The 17198-nt window shown below is 46.8% G+C and carries 17 protein-coding genes; 5 read left to right on the forward strand and 12 right to left on the reverse strand.

The window, feature by feature from the left end:
- Positions 1–47 precede the first annotated feature (47 nt).
- Complete coding sequence (locus ACSR9A_RS23495) at positions 48–710, forward strand: helix-turn-helix transcriptional regulator (RefSeq protein WP_473759853.1); 663 nt, start codon at positions 48–50, stop codon at positions 708–710.
- A 104-nt stretch (positions 711–814) separates the two neighbouring features.
- On the opposite strand, the gene ACSR9A_RS23500 is transcribed toward ACSR9A_RS23495, so the two are convergent.
- The 11 genes from ACSR9A_RS23500 to ACSR9A_RS23550 form a co-directional block, all read right to left on the reverse strand.
- Positions 815–1123, reverse strand: a complete 309-nt coding sequence (locus ACSR9A_RS23500) for a hypothetical protein (RefSeq protein ID WP_473759854.1) — start codon at positions 1121–1123, stop codon at positions 815–817.
- 148 nt (positions 1124–1271) lie between these two features.
- Complete coding sequence (gene cntE, locus ACSR9A_RS23505) at positions 1272–2465, reverse strand: staphylopine family metallophore export MFS transporter CntE (RefSeq protein WP_473759855.1); 1194 nt, start codon at positions 2463–2465, stop codon at positions 1272–1274.
- A gap of 62 nt (positions 2466–2527) precedes the next feature.
- Positions 2528–3271 (reverse strand): ABC transporter ATP-binding protein, encoded by a 744-nt coding sequence (locus ACSR9A_RS23510; protein WP_473759856.1) that lies wholly within the window; start codon positions 3269–3271, stop codon positions 2528–2530.
- Positions 3258–4082: a staphylopine uptake ABC transporter ATP-binding protein CntD gene (cntD, locus tag ACSR9A_RS23515; RefSeq protein WP_473759858.1), complete on the reverse strand. Its 825-nt coding sequence runs from the start codon at positions 4080–4082 to the stop codon at positions 3258–3260. Before cntD ends, ACSR9A_RS23510 begins: the two co-directional genes overlap by 14 nt.
- 4 nt (positions 4083–4086) lie before the next feature.
- Positions 4087–4980 carry a staphylopine uptake ABC transporter permease subunit CntC gene (cntC, locus tag ACSR9A_RS23520; RefSeq protein WP_473759859.1) on the reverse strand — a complete coding sequence of 298 codons (894 nt, stop codon included), beginning with the start codon at positions 4978–4980 and terminating at the stop codon, positions 4087–4089.
- A complete protein-coding gene (gene opp1B, locus ACSR9A_RS23525) occupies positions 4981–5913 on the reverse strand; it encodes a nickel/cobalt ABC transporter permease (protein WP_473759861.1) in 933 nt (310 codons plus the stop codon).
- A gap of 22 nt (positions 5914–5935) precedes the next feature.
- Complete coding sequence (cntA, locus tag ACSR9A_RS23530; RefSeq protein ID WP_473759862.1) at positions 5936–7543, reverse strand: staphylopine-dependent metal ABC transporter substrate-binding lipoprotein; 1608 nt, start codon at positions 7541–7543, stop codon at positions 5936–5938.
- Position 7544: 1 nt separating this feature from the next.
- Entirely contained in the window at positions 7545–8846 is a 1302-nt protein-coding gene (locus ACSR9A_RS23535) for an opine metallophore biosynthesis dehydrogenase (RefSeq protein ID WP_473759864.1), read from the reverse strand.
- 10 nt (positions 8847–8856) lie between these two features.
- On the reverse strand, positions 8857–9654 hold the full coding sequence (locus tag ACSR9A_RS23540) for an SAM-dependent methyltransferase (RefSeq protein ID WP_473759866.1): 798 nt from the start codon (positions 9652–9654) through the stop codon (positions 8857–8859).
- Positions 9655–9681: 27 nt separating this feature from the next.
- Positions 9682–10515 (reverse strand): histidine racemase CntK family protein, encoded by an 834-nt coding sequence (locus tag ACSR9A_RS23545; RefSeq protein WP_473759868.1) that lies wholly within the window; start codon positions 10513–10515, stop codon positions 9682–9684.
- A gap of 281 nt (positions 10516–10796) precedes the next feature.
- Positions 10797–12242 (reverse strand): amidohydrolase family protein, encoded by a 1446-nt coding sequence (locus ACSR9A_RS23550; RefSeq protein WP_473759869.1) that lies wholly within the window; start codon positions 12240–12242, stop codon positions 10797–10799.
- Positions 12243–12474: 232 nt separating this feature from the next.
- Between ACSR9A_RS23550 and ACSR9A_RS23555 the strand changes: the two genes are divergently transcribed.
- Genes ACSR9A_RS23555 through ACSR9A_RS23570 form a run of 4 tightly spaced genes read left to right on the forward strand, consistent with a single transcriptional unit; the run spans position 12475 to position 15763 of the window.
- Positions 12475–13200: a response regulator transcription factor gene (locus ACSR9A_RS23555; protein ID WP_473759870.1), complete on the forward strand. Its 726-nt coding sequence runs from the start codon at positions 12475–12477 to the stop codon at positions 13198–13200.
- Positions 13197–14129 (forward strand): sensor histidine kinase, encoded by a 933-nt coding sequence (locus ACSR9A_RS23560; RefSeq protein ID WP_473759872.1) that lies wholly within the window; start codon positions 13197–13199, stop codon positions 14127–14129. Before ACSR9A_RS23555 ends, ACSR9A_RS23560 begins: the two co-directional genes overlap by 4 nt.
- 19 nt (positions 14130–14148) lie before the next feature.
- Positions 14149–15072 (forward strand): ATP-binding cassette domain-containing protein, encoded by a 924-nt coding sequence (locus ACSR9A_RS23565; RefSeq protein WP_473759874.1) that lies wholly within the window; start codon positions 14149–14151, stop codon positions 15070–15072.
- Positions 15065–15763, forward strand: a complete 699-nt coding sequence (locus ACSR9A_RS23570; protein ID WP_473759876.1) for an ABC transporter permease — start codon at positions 15065–15067, stop codon at positions 15761–15763. Before ACSR9A_RS23565 ends, ACSR9A_RS23570 begins: the two co-directional genes overlap by 8 nt.
- A 378-nt stretch (positions 15764–16141) precedes the next feature.
- On the opposite strand, the gene ACSR9A_RS23575 is transcribed toward ACSR9A_RS23570, so the two are convergent.
- A complete protein-coding gene (locus tag ACSR9A_RS23575) occupies positions 16142–17161 on the reverse strand; it encodes a DMT family transporter (RefSeq protein ID WP_473759878.1) in 1020 nt (339 codons plus the stop codon).
- Positions 17162–17198 lie beyond the last annotated feature (37 nt).

The raw sequence follows: 17198 nt of genomic DNA on the forward strand, positions 1-17198 counted from the left end.
AAATGTAAGGAGCGATGTAGATTCCGTTGCTTAATAAGGAGGGCATCATGAGCCGAAATCAAACCAATAAAGATTCCTCAACCAGAACCCGAAGAGCGATCATTGATCTGCTAAAGCAGCAGGGCGGGATGGACGTGATGGCGCTAGCCTCCGAATTTTCGCTCTCTGGAATGGCGATTCGCCAGCACTTAAATGCCCTGAAAGAAGAAGGATTTGTTACTCATGAAGAAGAAGCCCGCCCCATGGGCCGGCCGACCAAGCTATGGAGATTAACTCCCGAAGCTAATACATTTTTTCCAAGCGGTTATTCGGAGTTGTCCGTCAGTTTGATCCATTCGATGAGAGAAGCCTTCGGAAACGAGGGGTTAGACAAGCTGCTTGCTGTCCGGGATAAGAAGATGCAAGTGCAATATCTTCAGCACATTGGTGACGCATCAAGCATACGGGGAAAACTAGAGAAAATGGCCGAGATTCGAACAAATGAAGGTTACATGGCTGAGATTCAGGATCAAGACGATGGAAGCTACCTGTTCATTGAGAAGCATTGTCCGATTTGTGAGGCTGCTGTTGTCTGTACTGGGTTATGTAAGTATGAGCTGAATTTATTTCAATCCATTCTCGGGAGTCATGTTTCCATCGAACGGGTGGAGCATATTTTGGTGGGAGGCAGAAACTGTGTTTACAGGGTGAGGGAAGGCGTACAAGCCTAGTTCTGCCTATTGCCATTTAGATCCCTAAAAAAAATAAGACCCTTAAAGAGGGCCGCTTCACTCACCAAGCGACCGTTCTTAAGGGTCTTTATTTCATATTCAAGCTATTTTTTTGAACGTTTCTTGGAAGCTGCTTTAGCTTGTTTCGCGCGTCTCGCACTCGAAACCATAACATTTTTCTCCGTATGAGTGAAATGCTGCTTATAAACTGGACAACAATGGTGCTGCTTCACTGTTTCAATATTTTGAACGACATTCACGAGCTGTGGGTGATAGTAGTTCTCGTATTGTACAATCGGAGGATCATAGATCGTCTGCGTTGGACAATCGGGACAAAAGTTCATGTCATTCATACCGCCTACATTACCCATATTGCCTATAGTACCCATATTATAGTAATTATTTCTGTTCAAAATAATTATCCCCTTTCGGTTTTGGAATACACGTTATTGTATTCGCAGAAAGGAATTGTGGCCTGTATGTTTGACATGGAAGGCGATGGCCCCCACAGTTAGCGCGCTTTGGAAGGCGGGGGAACAGCCCAAACCTTACGAGGCAGCTTTATTTTAATTTAACAAAAATTTCACGGCGCTCATAAGAAAAAACAATCATCGACACGCCTAAAATCGCGCAAAGCATATACATAAAGGAATAAGAGAAAATATCCGCTACTGGCCCCATAATGACACCACCGAGCGAAACGCCCAAATCTGCCGTAGCAATAAATAAACCAATTAGTACATTGCGATTCAATTGCGGCAAAACAAAAGTTAAATACGTCGTTAATGTTGGATAGAGCAGTGCTTGAGCGATTCCCATCAAACCTGCGCCAGCATAGAAAAAGACGGCTCCACCCATTGCAGAAAAGCTGACACATAACGCTGCTGCAGCTAGCATCAGCATAATGACCATGACAAAAGCAGAATGCCATTTGCCATCCGAAGGAATTTTTTTTCGTAATGCAAAGCGGGCCACTACTACGGCTCCCGCCTGCAGCATGAGATAAAACGCCGCATTTCCTCCTTCGATTTGTGCAGCATATAGCGGTATGAAGGTGGTCACCGCCCCAAATACAAGGGAAGCAATCAGCATCAGCACACTGCATTTGAACAAATGCGGGTTTTTGAATAACTGGCCAAACGACTCGGACATCGTACTGCCCTGCCCTTTCTGACCCGTATCAGGCTCAGCCTCGGCCGCTTGTTTGTCCATTTTGGCGCTATAGCCTACAATCCCAGTAAGGATAGCAATCGCGATCATAGCCACTGTGAAATGGTTCATATTTCCTGCTTGCCAAATGCCTAAAGCCAATAAGGGACCGATTATACCCGGCATAGAAGCACATAAGGAATACATGGAAATCCCCTGTGAACGGTCCTTTTCTGGCAGTGCATCAATAATGCCCAATTGCAAAGCCATGGAGAAAAAGGCTGTACATACGCCTTGCAGCATACGAGCTACGAAATAACCCTCTAATCCCGTAAACGTGTATAGAATTAAAGCAAAGCCATTTATGATAAGAATCGTGCGCAGCACACGGATAGGGCCGTACTTTTGAATCATTTTGCCCGCCCATGGCCGAAAAAACATCGTTGTAAATAAATACGCCCCCATAATGATACCGATCGTTGTATTGGTGGCGCCAAGCGCTTCACCCTTTAAAGGAATAATGACATTAAGTATGGAGTTAGCGCTGAAATACAACAGGGTCAACATATATAAACGCATAAAAGGCCATGATAGAGCTCCTCTCACCTCTCCTGCTCCTTCCTTTATTCTCCTTGTGACCGTCTCCGGGACTCACCCTGCTGCTAGCGTTACGTAATGATCATCTGCAGCAATTTCCTTGCATAAGCAGACTGGACGTCTTTTAAATGCTCGATTTTGACCATTTCTTCGATTTCGCCGTTTTTAATAATCAATACTCTATCGCAAATGTAAGCGGCAGCCTGAATATCATGGGTGATGAAAATATAGGCCATATTGTAAATTTCCCTCAAGCTTTTTAACAATTCCAGCACCTGCATTTGCACGGAACCATCCAAAGAGCTGATCGCTTCGTCTAATAAAATACATTTCGGCTCTATTGCAACAGCTCTTGCGATGCACACTCGTTGAGCCTCCCCGCCCGATAACTCATGCGGATATTTTTTTCGATAGGATGGACTGAGGCCCACCTGATGCAAGAGCAAATCAATCTTGCCTTGAGCCTCCTGATGATCTCTGCTTTGCTGCTTCAAAGGCTCCATCAGCGCCTGCTCTACTGTATAAAAGGGATTAATAGAGGAGGAATAGTCCTGAAATACAGCGCTAATCTGCCCTTGTCTTGCTTTTCGATCCTCTACTTTGTTTCCCTCAAATAAAACACTTCCGCTATCGGGCTTTTCAAGCCCCAATAATAATCGCCCCAATGTCGATTTGCCGCTCCCGCTTTCCCCGATTATGCCCAAGCATTCGCCCTGCCCGCATTCAAAGCTCATGTTTGTCAGCACCTGCTGTGTTTCTCTAGAAAACAATCCGCCTTTTATGTAGGATTTATAAACACGGTCAACGCTGAGCAAGGCTTACGCCTCCCATCATTAATCGCTTGAAATGATCATTCAGCGCTTGCTTCGAGGATACTAAATATCGGGTATATTCATGCGCAGATTCCGAGAAAATAGCCTGCTTCGTCCCTTGGTCCACTATTTCCCCTTCTTTCATGACCAGAACGTCATCCGCTATTTTTCGAACGATGCCCAAATCATGAGAAATAAAAATCATCGAGCAGCCCATGTTCTCCCGCAATTGCATAAATTGCTCAACGACCTCATATTGCGAGATGGTATCTAGTGCCGTCGTCGGCTCATCAGCGATAACAATAGCTGGTTCTAGCACCAGAGTGAGCGCAATCATAATCCGCTGCAGCATGCCGCCAGACAGCTGGTGCGGATACATATTCATAACCGCGACCGGGTCTTTAAGCATTACGCTTTCCATAGCGCGTTTCATGTTAGCCGTTATTTCTTCGCGGCCCCAACCGAAATGACAGGCCAGCGTTTCCCTTAAATGAACGCCGACCACGCAAGAAGGATCAAAGGCGCGCATGCCATTTTGCAAAATCATGCCTAGCTGCTTTCCTCGTTTTTTCCTCATTTCTTTTTCCGGAAGCTCGCTTAGATTGACTCCGTTAAACAAAATGTCCCCCGATTGGCGGATACCAGGCTTGTTTAATCTCATGATGGCTCTGCATGTCAGCGACTTCCCGCTTCCGCTTTCTCCGACTATGGCGAGGCAGCTGCCCTGCTTGACGTGAAAGGAACTACCCGGTACAAGGACTTGACCCGTCTGACTGTCCCAAATTTTTAAATTCGCCACTTCCAAAATAGCCATAAAATCAAGCCACCTCCTTCCCTTGAAGCCTCGCAGCGGCAGCGGGTCCCTGTCCTTGCAGCTTATATTTGGAGGCCAATAATTTAGGATCTAAAGCAACCTGGAGCGCATCTGACAAAAAGTTGATCGCCGATACGACAACAATAATGGTTAAACCGGGCGCGAGCATAAACTCCGGCTTTGAGAACATGACTTCCCTTGCCTCATTCAACATCATGCCCCACTCCGCGTTCGGAGCTTGAATGCCTAAACCGAGAAACGAAAATCCTGATAATTGCAGTATCATTGAACCGAAGGAGCTGCTTGCTATGACCGCAATATCCGGAAGAGCTACAGGAACCATATGCTTCGCTATAATTTTGATATCGCTGATACCGAGCACCTTGGAAAACTTCACATAGTCGGATTCGGCATATTGCATCACAGACGTTCTAATGATTCGAGCAAACCAGGCCCATTTCATCAATACGAAAGCGATCAAAATATTTTCAAGACCTACCCCCAAAATGCCGATCACAGCCAGTGTCATGACATATCCCGGGAAAGAGAGCATGACATCACAAATTCTCATCACAATCGTATCGGTTATCCCTCTAAAGTAGCCTGCTATAAAGCCAAGAATCGACCCAATGCCTACAGATACGGCAAGTGCAGCAAGCACCCAAAGGACGCTGGGACGGATTCCAAAAATTAATCTCGATAAAATGCAGCGCCCCAGATGGTCGTTTCCTAACAAATACTCCCACGAGGAAGCAGCATATCGCAGCTCCATATGCACTTCTTCGGGATCATGGGGCGCAAATAAAGGGGCGAATACTCCAGCAACAATGGTAACGACAAGAGTAGCTAAAGATGCAGCGGCCAGCTTATCACTCCATAGAAATTGTAATCTCTTCATTTAGTGGCCCTTCCTTAATTTAGGGTTCATCGCCGCATTCATAATGTCAGAAACGGTGTTGAACAGAACAAAAGCGATTGCGAGTACAAGGACATACGCCTGAATGATCGGAAAGTCCCTGCTAAGAATAGATTTAACACTCAGCGTTCCTAAACCCGGCCAGGCAAATATATTTTCCACGACGACCGTACTGCCTAAAATAATCGGGATCGCCATGCAAAATACAGAAATAGCCACCTGTAATGAATTTCTCAATATATGCAGCGTTATTTTCTGCTCTGGCAAGCCGCTCGCCCTGCCATACAGCACGTAGTCTTCATTCATATTGCTTAACATGGAGCTTCTAACCATTCGAAAATAAATGCCGGTATAACTGATCGTGATGACAATGACCGGCAAAATATAGCTTTCGTACGAGTCCATCCCACTTGTCGGCAGCAAATCCAATTGCACGGAAAAATACCAAACCATAAGCGCCGCTAGCCAATAAGGTGGCATAGAGGTCAGAAAAAAGGAGACGCCTCTAATTGATTTGTCCGTCATTTTCCCTTCTCTACGTGCACTAATTACTCCTAAGCCAATGGACAGCACAATAATGGCAGCCGCTGAAACCAACGTCAGCTTTAACGTATTTAGAAAAGCGGGAGCCAGCAAGGACCATACGGTTTTGCCAGTCACATAAGAGTTCCCGAAATCGAGCTGCAGGCATGATACGAGCCAATGCAGATAACGAATGAGAAAGGGCCTATCCATACCAAGCGCGGCCTTCGTTTCTGCTATTAATTCATCTGTAATGGTCGGCACGCCCTGCGCATGTAATATAACCTCGGCCGGATCTAAAGGAGAAAGATGGTTCAAGCCAAACGTTAAAAAGGATATGATCACAAGCAACGGAATCGAAAGGAGTGACCGTTTGATAATATAGCTGATCATAGCAAGCTCCTTGTTGGGTTATCTATTCAAAATACATTTGCTCAAAGGGCAGTTCAAATTGCGTTTGCTTAAATGAGATACCCTGAAGGCCTGTTGGAGCAACAATCGTAACGCTGCCATTGGTAAGAGGAATAAAGACCGCCTCATCATGGACAATGGTTAAAATGTCTGCATACAACGATTTCCGTTTCTCCTCATCCATCGTGACCATCACTTCATCGATGTTTTTGTACAATTCATCCGCTTTGGAAATGCCGCTTGTTGTGTGATAATAAGCAGACTCGGAAGTAAAAGCAGAGATTGTGCTCTGTGGATCATAGGCGAGCCCCCATGTTTGATTGAACAGCAAATCATAGTCTCCCGTTGCTCTTCTATTGGCAATGGAAGAAGATTCTTCGCCGATAAGCTCCAATTGGACTCCAACCTTTTTCAAGGTGCTTTGAATGAATTCAGCCTCGGTTTTTTGAGAGGAGGAGCTGACATCATAATAAAGCTTCATCGCGAGTGGCTTGCCGTCTTTCGTTCTGACCTCGCTGCCAGCGCCCAGCTTCCAGCCTGCTTTCTCCAACAGCTGCTTCGCTGTATCCAAGTCAAAACCACGCTGCTTTAGCTCGACATTGGCATAATTGACGTTGGGGGAAAATAACGTATTGGCTGCTGTTTCCGTGCCGCTAAAAATTTGCTTGCTGATCGTTTCTCTGTCAATCGAATACCAAATCGCTTCACGAACTGCCGTTTCATGGGCGGGACTATCCGATTTACTGCTATTGGCAACGATCATCTTCGTATTCATCGCTTTACTTCTAATAAGCTGAAAGTCGCCCGAATCCATCAACTGATTCATCGCATCAACATCAATGCTGTCGGAGCCACGATCATCTGTAAATATAAAGTTGACCTCTCCTTTTTGCAGCGCCAAAAATGTCGTCTCCCCTGCCGGAAGCACTTTCGCGGTAATCTTATTCAGCTTTGGCGCGCCGCCCCAATAGTTTTCATTTGCTTCGAAGGTGGCATACTGATCGGTTTTCTGTTCCATTAGCTTATACGGTCCCGTGCCATTATGGCCACTTACACCATCTTTGGTTTCCCCATTGACGAAGTCCTTAGGCGAGATGAATACATAAGGCCTAGTCATCGATAATTCAAGCAAAGCCGGGTAATAAGGCCCTGACAGCACCAATTCAAACGTATGCTCATCGAGTACGTTCGCACTCACAATTTTCGTTGAAAGCTTGATCCAGGCATGCTTGCCAGCGTTGCTTTGCACCGCTTCTATATTCTTCTTAACAGCCTCGGCGTTAAAGGGCTCACCATCGTGGAATTTCACATCTTTTCTCAAATGAAAGGTGTAAACTTTGCCATCCTCAGATACGTCCCAGGATTCGGCAAGCAACGGCTTAATGCCCTCCTCCGTATTTTCAACTAATGATTCATACACCATCCCTTGCGCTGGCAATGAGCCTGGATACAGATGGGGGTTCATATCATTAATATCTTTTGCTGTGGCATACACCAGTTCCTTGCCTGAATCCGCTGCTCCTGTTTTCGCAGCATTTCCGCCACTGCAGCCTGCCAATAAAACAATTGAAACGATCAAAGCAGATAATAAAACAGCTATTTTTCTTGTCATGTCATATCCTCCTGTATAAGTGCGCACTACAGATCATCTCCAAATCCTCTTCGAAGCTTTGTATAACGAATGCATCCGATATTTTTTCGCCCTTAAGCGCCTGTGCAGCTTCCGTGATTTTATTCTCGTAGGTTGTTATGAATGTATCAATGGTCGGGCAGCTTGAGCCTACAAATCTCGCAATGCCCTGGATGATTTTTATCCGATAATAATCCTCCTTGGGCATGCGTGGAATATCCCAATATTGCTCTTGGTTGATGAAGATTTGACGAATGGGAACGGCGGAGAAATCGAAATATTTCCCCTCTTGATCAGGCTCCGAAAATGGATCGATCAACAGCGACGTATAGCGTATGTACAATAAGTACTCTTGATGAATGGTCTCCAGCTCATTAAAATTATCGATATCATGACGCGATAAGCTCTCTAATCTTACCGGATAATTGTCATCGGTCATGAACTTCAGCAGATTTACACCCTGCAAATTCAGCTTTTCAATGACATTCGTCATCTCTTTCCACCCGGCCAGCATATCGCGAATTAAATATTGCGTTATAGGTCCTTCGGGAAACATTTTATAGACATATTTTTTAACAGCTGAATATTCAAATATGGCATTCAGTGAAAATGGATTCATAAACAACGGCGGATGGACATAGAGAGAAATATTTCTCGTTTCCGCCTCGATCGGACTGCCCATAACCTCCAGCATAATGCCCAATCGCTCAAATAAGGCACAAAGCTGCTCGACATTTGGCGACGTTTCGTTCGAGGAGCCAATAAACACCTTTTTCTTAACCGCTGTCGTCAAAACTTGGGTTGAAGGCTCGCCGTTCATCCAGCGTGTATCGCCGAGATAGGTAGAAAAACTGATAATGTCCACATTTGACTGTATACCGTTCATATAATGACGGACTAGACTGTTTGAACCGAAGGTAGGAGAAATTAATAGGATACACCTTACTTGCTTGAGCAGCTGATCACTAAGCTGTTTCAAAACTTCCATATACGCATCGGTTGTGACAGATAAGATCAGCGTATCCCATTGCCCTGTAATGGCCCCATATCCCTGATAAACATGATCGATTATACAATTGCCTTCCATCGGCCGATGCTTTTTATTTTGAACGTTGACCTCCACTTGATTCTGGCTTTGCTTAAGCGCCGTGAAAAAACGTTCGGAACGAACCGATTCTCTCCCCACAATGCCGATGCAGCTGTTCCAATTATTTTTCAGCAGGACAGCAAGTTGAATGGACGCCGGCCCCGTGCCTACGATTAAGACTCGTTTGAAATGACTCATATAAGCCTCCTTAATATTCACGCTTGTACAAAGCAATATCAAACACTTGCTCAGGACGCAATATCGTATCCACCAGCCTCCATTTCTCTTCATTGACCGCTTGCATGGGGTAATTGAATAAGGATTTCAACTGATCGCCATATCGCATCGCCACGACCACTTGCTCATTCGTTAAGGCATGCAATTGCTCGAGCAGCTCATATTTATTGGAAACCGTTGAGCTGAAAATAATATGGGTCACATCCCTGATGATATCAAGCTGCTCCACAAACGCCTTCTCCAAGCGAATGTTTAATCCGTTTCCTAAACGATGTACCACTCTTCGTCCTAGCTCGATGGCCTCCTCATCAATATCAATGCCAACGACTTGGGCGCCCGTGCGCTTGGCGATAAATAAGGGCGTCATAGGAAACGAGCCTGAGCCAATCAACAATACGATGGAATCCGCAGTGACCTGAAAGCTTCCAAATTCTTGTTCAATACAGGACTCTATATTTTTAAAATAATCGGTTTTGTCCGTTTCCCCAGCAAGCAGCTTCAAGGCGCGATATTTTTCCATAATAGCGACGCATAACGAAGACATCTTCCTTAGGTTGTCGAGAAGCTGAGGAAGCTCGCTTCCGGCTTGCTGCTCCATGGTTTCCCACGATGCTTTGTTCCCCTCATCTAGGATGAAAGCTGAATAGTCATCGATGACCCGCTCCAGCTCCGAGCTATTATGAGATGTGCCGTCATATCGCTTTACTAAATCGGTAAACCGATCTCGAAACAAGGTCAAGCTTTGTTCAAATGTTGTTAATTGATTCATTCTCTTCTCCCCCATACCCATTATTCGTTATACAGAAATAAATGCTTTGCCTTGTGCCACGATTCCAACAGCCCCCTCAATCATCAAGCTTGTTACCTCATCCTTATTGCAATCAGCCGTTACATGAATCGTGCCGCCGGGCTGCTTAACCTGCGCAGCAATAGCGCCTTTATTTTTCCATGACAGGTATGCTCCAAGTGAAGCCGTGCCTGATCCGCAGCCTCTTTCCCAAATCATGCTGTCTAACGGAGGCACATAAATGAGCGGCGCCATTTCATTAGACTCGGGCTTAAACAATAATATGCCGATCAAGCTCGATCCAAACGTGATGCCCAGCAGCTTGGCTAATGATTGTGCTCTTTCCTTCTCGGCACTATTGAATTGCTCTACTTCAATGACAATATGAAAAAAATCATCGTACCTTACAATGACAAGGTTTAAATCATTACCTTCATACACAACGGTCTGCTGCTCGATTTTTCGAGGCTTTGGCATCGCTACTTGGCAAAAATACTCTTCCTTGCTCTTCTTCACTTGGCAGGTGACCAATTGATCGGTTCCCGAAGCCTCTAACACGATTTCCATTAAATCGTTCTGTCCGATCCCTTTCTCAGAAGCGATAAAAGCAGCCAGCGCCATACAAGCATTGCCGCAAAACTCACCTCCCGCCATTTGCAAATAGGCAGCCGCTTCGTGTTTTATCGGCTGTTCGATGAAGCCTACTTGTTCAGCATAAACACTGTCATAAGACATCATTTTTGAAGCAATGTGCTTGTACTCGGAAGCAGAATGATTTGTTTTCACAAGAATGGTCATATTTTGCGTGGGGTTGAACTTTACAAAATCGATTTCCCGTTTCATGACAACTACCCTCTAATTCAATTTTTTGATCCCGCGTTCCTTTTGCTTTGCCGCTGTTTAATAGTAATTATTACTATTAATATTCGAGATCATCATAACCATAATTTGGAGCACTGTCAATGATAAAATAGGCAGATCTTATTTTAGTGCATCCCCACGAAAGTTTGACGTTCGTAATTTCAGTTATTTTCCTCCAGCTTGGATATATACCTTGATTAAGGAAGGGCATAGCTATATTAATGAATATGAAGGCTTGATTTATTAGCAGATGATCGATGTGCTCACGGTTCAACTTTTATATCTGCAACCTTAATCACGGGATAAGTTTTAACCGCTTGGTCCAAAGCCTGTTTCTCCATCAGTTTACCATCCAAGACTACTGCGGAAATGCTTGTGGTGTTTCGGATGTCCTCCAGCGGGTTCTTGTCAAGCAGCACGAGATCGGCGAGCTTACCTTCTTCTACGGTGCCTAGTTCCTGCTCTCTCTCCAAATATCGTGCAGGATTCAGCGTTGCAGTCTGCAGGGCCTGCAGCGGGGTGAGGCCGCTTTTAACTAGTAATTCGAGCTCATCGTGCAAGGAAACGCCGTATATAAAGTTAGTCATTTCGTAACTGGAATCAGTGCCTGCAAGCATGGGTACGCCGGCATCGTTCAACTTTTTGACCATGCCCGGTGTCGTGGAATTAATAGCGGCCATTAATTCTGTTTGTTCAGGAGGAGTGGCGCGAATAACTTCGGCCCATTGCTCCTGTACCGCAGTTGGTATATATTTGGACCGCGGATCGATTTCGGTTTTGGCCATATTCAAATAAGTAACAATGGTCGGTACAGGCCAGACTTCCTTTTCTTTGAATTCGCGGAACAGCGTGTCGGCCTTTTCGGAATCATAGGATTCGGAGGCATTTATCTCTGCCAGCGAATAACCGAGTAAATCGCTCATATCCCCATTCTTGAAAATATCATCTTCCATGCTCGAAGTGGCAATAAACAATCCGTGCAGGTGTTCAATGCTTTTGAACCCCAGTTGAATAGCTTCGCTGGCCCGTACCTCTACCGGCAAATGACCGACCACCGGCAAGCCGTGCTTTTTGGCTTCGTCCATGATGACCAGGAACAAGGAGCGCGGCAGCCAAGAGTATACCTTGATATGACTCGCGCCTTGTTCCGCATTGCGACGTACGGCTTCGCGCGCTTGTTCCTCTGTTTCCAAGTAGAACATGTGAGGGGCATCATCTGCTGGGCCGCCATTTAAGGTCGAACCCGCATAGACAAGATGAGGGGCCGTCATACCGGCTTGAATACTCGTGTTCCACTGATCGACGTTTGTGAGCGCCGCCCCCATCTCTCTTACTCCGGTCACCCCGTTAGCTAGAAAGAGTGGGAAAGCGTCTTTGTAGTAATCCTCCAGGTGGACGTGCATGTCCCATAAACCGGGAATGACGTATTGACCCTTAGCATCCCTTACTTGCGCGTATTCTGGGATGTCCGTGCCCCCGCTGTTTCCAATGTGGCTGATCTTGTTATCCGTAATGGTAATCGTCTGATCGTTGACTAAATTACCGGATTTTACGTCCACGATCGTCGCATGCTGTATTACCAGCATCTTCCTAGTTGCAGGTTCATTGTTTGCAGAATCGGTATTTGTACATCCCGTTAATGCAATTAATAACGCCGTGAACCCTAATAGGGACTTCCCAAAGCTACGCGTTTGCCTCGTTAAACTCATAGTTGCTCTCCTCATTAAACTCATAGTTGCCCTCCTGAATTAGACTCATCATCCTTCTCCTAGCAGAAATGAATCCTTTCAACCGGCACAACTTGATTGTAGAATGCAAAGCCTGCTTTTTTATTAATCCGTTCTTACAAAAAGCTTACAATTGAAAAGGTAAATGAAGGCCGGGTTGCCAACAGCCGCAATGTGTGAGTTAATAGATTCAAAACTTTCGGGGAGGACATTCATGTCAGAGAATCATGTTCTGCTTGTCGAGGATGACCGATACATCAGTGGAATGGTGGGCCCTTATCTGGAAAAAGAGGGCTACCGTGTCTCATATGCATACGATGGCATGGAGGCAGAGCGTCTGTTCGCGGTGCAGCCCCCCCGGTACGATCTGGTCATTCTGGATCTCATGCTGCCGCGTAGAAGCGGCATCGAGGTGCTTCGGACAATACGGAACGTCAGCATTGTGCCCATTCTTATCCTGTCGGCCAAGGGCAGCGAGGTGGACAAGGCGCTGGGCCTCGAATTGGGCGCAGACGATTACGTAAGCAAACCATTCTCGCTGATCGAATTGACCGCCCGCGTGAGAGCGGCCATTCGCCGCTCCAATTATACCGTGCCACCGGGACAGGCTGCGACCTCGTCAGACCGGGACGAGATCATCCGGGTTGGAGGTATCGTCATAAACCTGGAGACGTATGTTGTCGAGCGGGATGGCCAGCCCGTGAAGCTGACGTCCAAAGAATTCGGAATCCTTAGAATGCTCGCGGAGCATCCGGGCCGGGTGTATACGAAGGCCCAGATCTACGCATCGGTCTGGAAGGATGCCTTTTACGGAGACGATAACATTATAAACGTACATATGCGCCGTTTGCGCGAGAAGGTGGAATCGGACCCATCCGACCCTCAATACATCAAGACGCTGTGGGGCCTCGGGTATAAACTGGAAGTAGAGCGGCCATGATCTGGTTCTTCATGACCTCCACCGCGCTGCTCGGTATTTACGTAATCGTGTTGGGGACGCGCCAACGCAAACGAAGCAGTCAGTTAGCATATATTCACGACAAGCTGCACTCAATCTTAGAAGAAGGCACGAACGAGCGGCTACTCGTATTCGATAGCGATGCTCAGGTAGGGCAACTCTTGAGCGACATGAACCGGATACTTGATCGATCGCATCAGGCGGGAGCGCGCTATGCCAATCAGGAGTTCGAGATTCGCCGCATGCTGTCCAACATCTCGCATGACCTGAAGACGCCGCTGACGGTGGTGTTGGGCTACAGCGAGATTCTTCGCCATGATCACGAACTGACTGAACGCGAGCGAGAAGTGATGACGGCCACTATTCACGATAAGGCGCAGGAGGTGCATAGTCTCGTGCATTCTTTCTTCGACCTGGCCAAGTTGGAGGCAGGCGATACCGAGATGGCCCTGACCCGCGTGAATGCTAGTGAGCTGTGTCGCTTGAAGTTGTTATCCTTTTACGATTTGCTTGCGAGCATGGAAATGACGCTGGAGCTGTCGATGCCCAATGATGATCTGTATGTCATGGCCGATGTGGAAGCGATGGAGCGCGTGCTGGATAACTTGATCACAAATGCGATGAAATACGGGGCCGATGGGAGAATATTGGGATTGACGCTGGAGCAGTCGGATGAAGGGAAGGTTGCCATCCAAGTGTGGGACAAAGGCAAAGGCATCCCCGAGAAAGAGCACCACCGAGTCTTTGAGCGAATGTATACGCTGGAGGATTCGCGCAATCGCCTCTACCAAGGCAGCGGCCTAGGTCTGACCATTACGAAGCGCCTCGTTGAGCGTATGGGAGGCACCATTAGTTTGCACAGCATGCCCCGCGATCGGACTGTGTTCACAGTTGTCCTGAAGTCCATCTAGAAAAGGAGAGCGCAAAGCGATGAAATACATAGTACGCACGATTGGGCTAACGAAGGCGTACGGGGTAACGGAGGCGGTGTCCGACGTCTGCATGAGCATCAGGCAGGGTGAAATCTACGGATTTCTCGGGCATAACGGAGCAGGCAAAACGACATTGATGCGGATGCTGAGCAACCTGGTCAAACCGACCGCGGGAGAGATCGAACTGTTCGGGGAGAAGCTTACGCCTCATTCGTACGAAGTGCTGAAACGCATGGGCAGCGTAATCGATTATCCGTTTTTCTATGACGGACTGTCTGCTCAAGAGAATCTGGAACTACACTGTGAATATATGGGATTTCCAGATAAAAAGGTCATTGGCATCATGGTGGAACAGGTGGGCCTAAAGGATACGGGCAGGAAGCCTGTCCGGGAATTTTCCCTCGGCATGAGGCAGCGGCTTGGCATCGCCCGCGCATTAATCACGACGCCGGAGCTGCTTATTTTGGATGAGCCGATCAACGGTCTGGACCCGGCAGGTATCATGGAGCTGCGCGCTCTTCTCAAAAGGCTCAGCACCGAATACCGGATCACGCTGCTCATCTCAAGCCACATTCTCGGTGAAATTGAGCAGATTGCCGATACGGTCGGTGTCATTCGCGGAGGGCGGCTGATCGAGGAAGTGTCGATGGAACACATTCGCGGACAACACAACGAATACATCGAGCTCCAGCCGACCGACATTCGCAAGGCGGCGTACGTCATGGAGCATCTGCTCGGACTAAGCAATTACAAGGTGGTCAACGAGCATACGTTGAGGGTTTACGATCCAGGCACGAAGCCACCGGAGCTGTTTGCGGGCCTCGTTCGTCACGATGTCGCGATCGAATCGATCTTCAAACGGGCGCACTCTCTGGAGGAATACTTCATGAACCTGATGAAGGGAGATGGAGACATTGTTTAAACTGATCTTGCTGGAATTCCGAAAGTACCGATTCGCCCGTTTTATCGGCTATGCCGCCATGGCAGACCTGGTGCTTCTCCTGTTCCTGACCATGATAGGCATTACTGATTATGGAGCCGAGGATTACGCTTATTCCACTTACCCGGAGTCATTCATGCTGATCGATACCTTCGTCAGGGCAACCTTCATGATATTCGCCGGGGCGCTGCTCTCAATAATGATTGTCGGGGAATACAGAAACAAGACGTTGAGCGTTCTCTTTACTTATCCAATCAAACGCCGCAAGCTGATCGCTGCGAAATTGGTTGTCATCTTCGTTTTTACGTTCGGAATGATCTTGTTCACTGACGTGCTATTGGGTTTCGTTTTGGCCGCCGTGGATAGCTTCTATCCATTCATTGCGGAATCTCTGTCGATGGCACAGGTACAGGTGCTGCTGTTTCAATACACCGTCAGTTCGCTGTCGGCTGCCGCAATGGCTCTAATTCCTTTGTTTTTCGGTATGCGGAAGCATTCAGTTACGGTGACTGTGGTAGCTTCCATCTTGTTGGTGCTCATTGTATGTTCCGGCTTTTACGGACCGTTGGTATCCATTAATTCCAACATTGCGATTCATCTGTCACTTGGTTCTGCAGGCTTGTGGATTGCCTGGCTATCGATGCTTCGTCTAGAGACCAAGGACGTTAACTAGACGGCGCGAAATTCGGACTGATTATAATTTGCGACAATGAATTTATATTACATAAGTTTTACAAAATCTCGCTGTCGACTGTCATTCATCCGATAGCAGGATCTTATGATATTGGCAGTACATGGATGATATTTTAGAAATATGCTCCCCACACACAATTAGAATCACCTTTACCCAGTGAAGCGATTGAACGGATAAACGGACTTTCAAGAGCTCTTATTATGATCCCTCGATGTAATGAAAAGAACCAGAACTCTATCCAGGAAAACGGTGGAGTTTCAGTTAATCTGATAGTTTCGACAAAACTATTTTGGAAGCATAAGCTTGCTAAAGCAACAAAGTTATGGGTTAAGTATCAGCTAATATTAATGCCCCCTATTAACGACTGCTTCGCAATCCTTCCGAGCCTTGCGGCACTATGACCTCTTTCCGCGTCCGATTGACCATGTAAATGCCAAGAGATACGAACAGCAGCGCCACGAGATTTTTAAACTCCATAATCTGTTCACCGAGAAACCATGCAGACAGCAATGTCCCGAACACGGGAATCAGAAAGTTGTAAACAGACACCTGTCCGACTTTGTTATACTTCAGCAGCAGATTCCATAGACAGAAAGCAGCCGAGGACAGAAGCGCCAAATAAATAAGATTGCCCGCCGACTCAGGTGTAAAATGGGTTACCCGGCCCCCAAGTCCGAGTCCCAGCAAAGTTAAGGCCAGCCCGCCAATGAGCAGGCTAAAGCCCGTGACCAGCAAAACATCAATGGTGGCGGTCAGCTTTTTGGCATAAATGGCGGTGATGGAGAAGATGAGGGCCGCCAGGATGACGAATCCCTCCCCTTTAAAGGCAAAGGAGAACTCCAGCAAATCCGTATGGAAATTCACAATGATAACGCCGATAAACCCAAGCAGGCAGCCGAAAATTTTATTTTGGCCCAGCTTGTCATTTTTATAGAGATAATGCGCCAATATGACACTGAAAAAGGTGGTCGTAGCATTCATAATGGAGCCTTTGACGCCTGTCGTATTGCCTACACCCACATAAAAAAATAAATATTGGAGACCTGTCTGCATGAGGCCTAGAACAAGCAAACTTGTCATCTGGTTTTTGGATAAAGCCAGCACCTTCTTGCCCGTTGCCCGGAATAGCACCAGCAGCACCAGCCCTGCAAGCACAAAGCGATAGCCGGCAAATACATATTTTGAAGCGATGTCCTCTGGCATAATGTCAAAGGCGAGATAGCCCAGCTTAATAGACGGATAAGCACTCCCCCATAATAAGCAGCACAACGTTGCGATTAGCGCTACAAATTTCGGATCACTATACCGGCTTCGATTGTTTTGTTCCTTTTGTTCCACTTGTTCCTTTTGTTCCACTTGTTCCATTTGTTCCTGCACAATAAACCTTCTCCTCATCCTTCATATCCCAAGCGGC

The organism is Paenibacillus sp. R-74696, assembly GCF_055814915.1.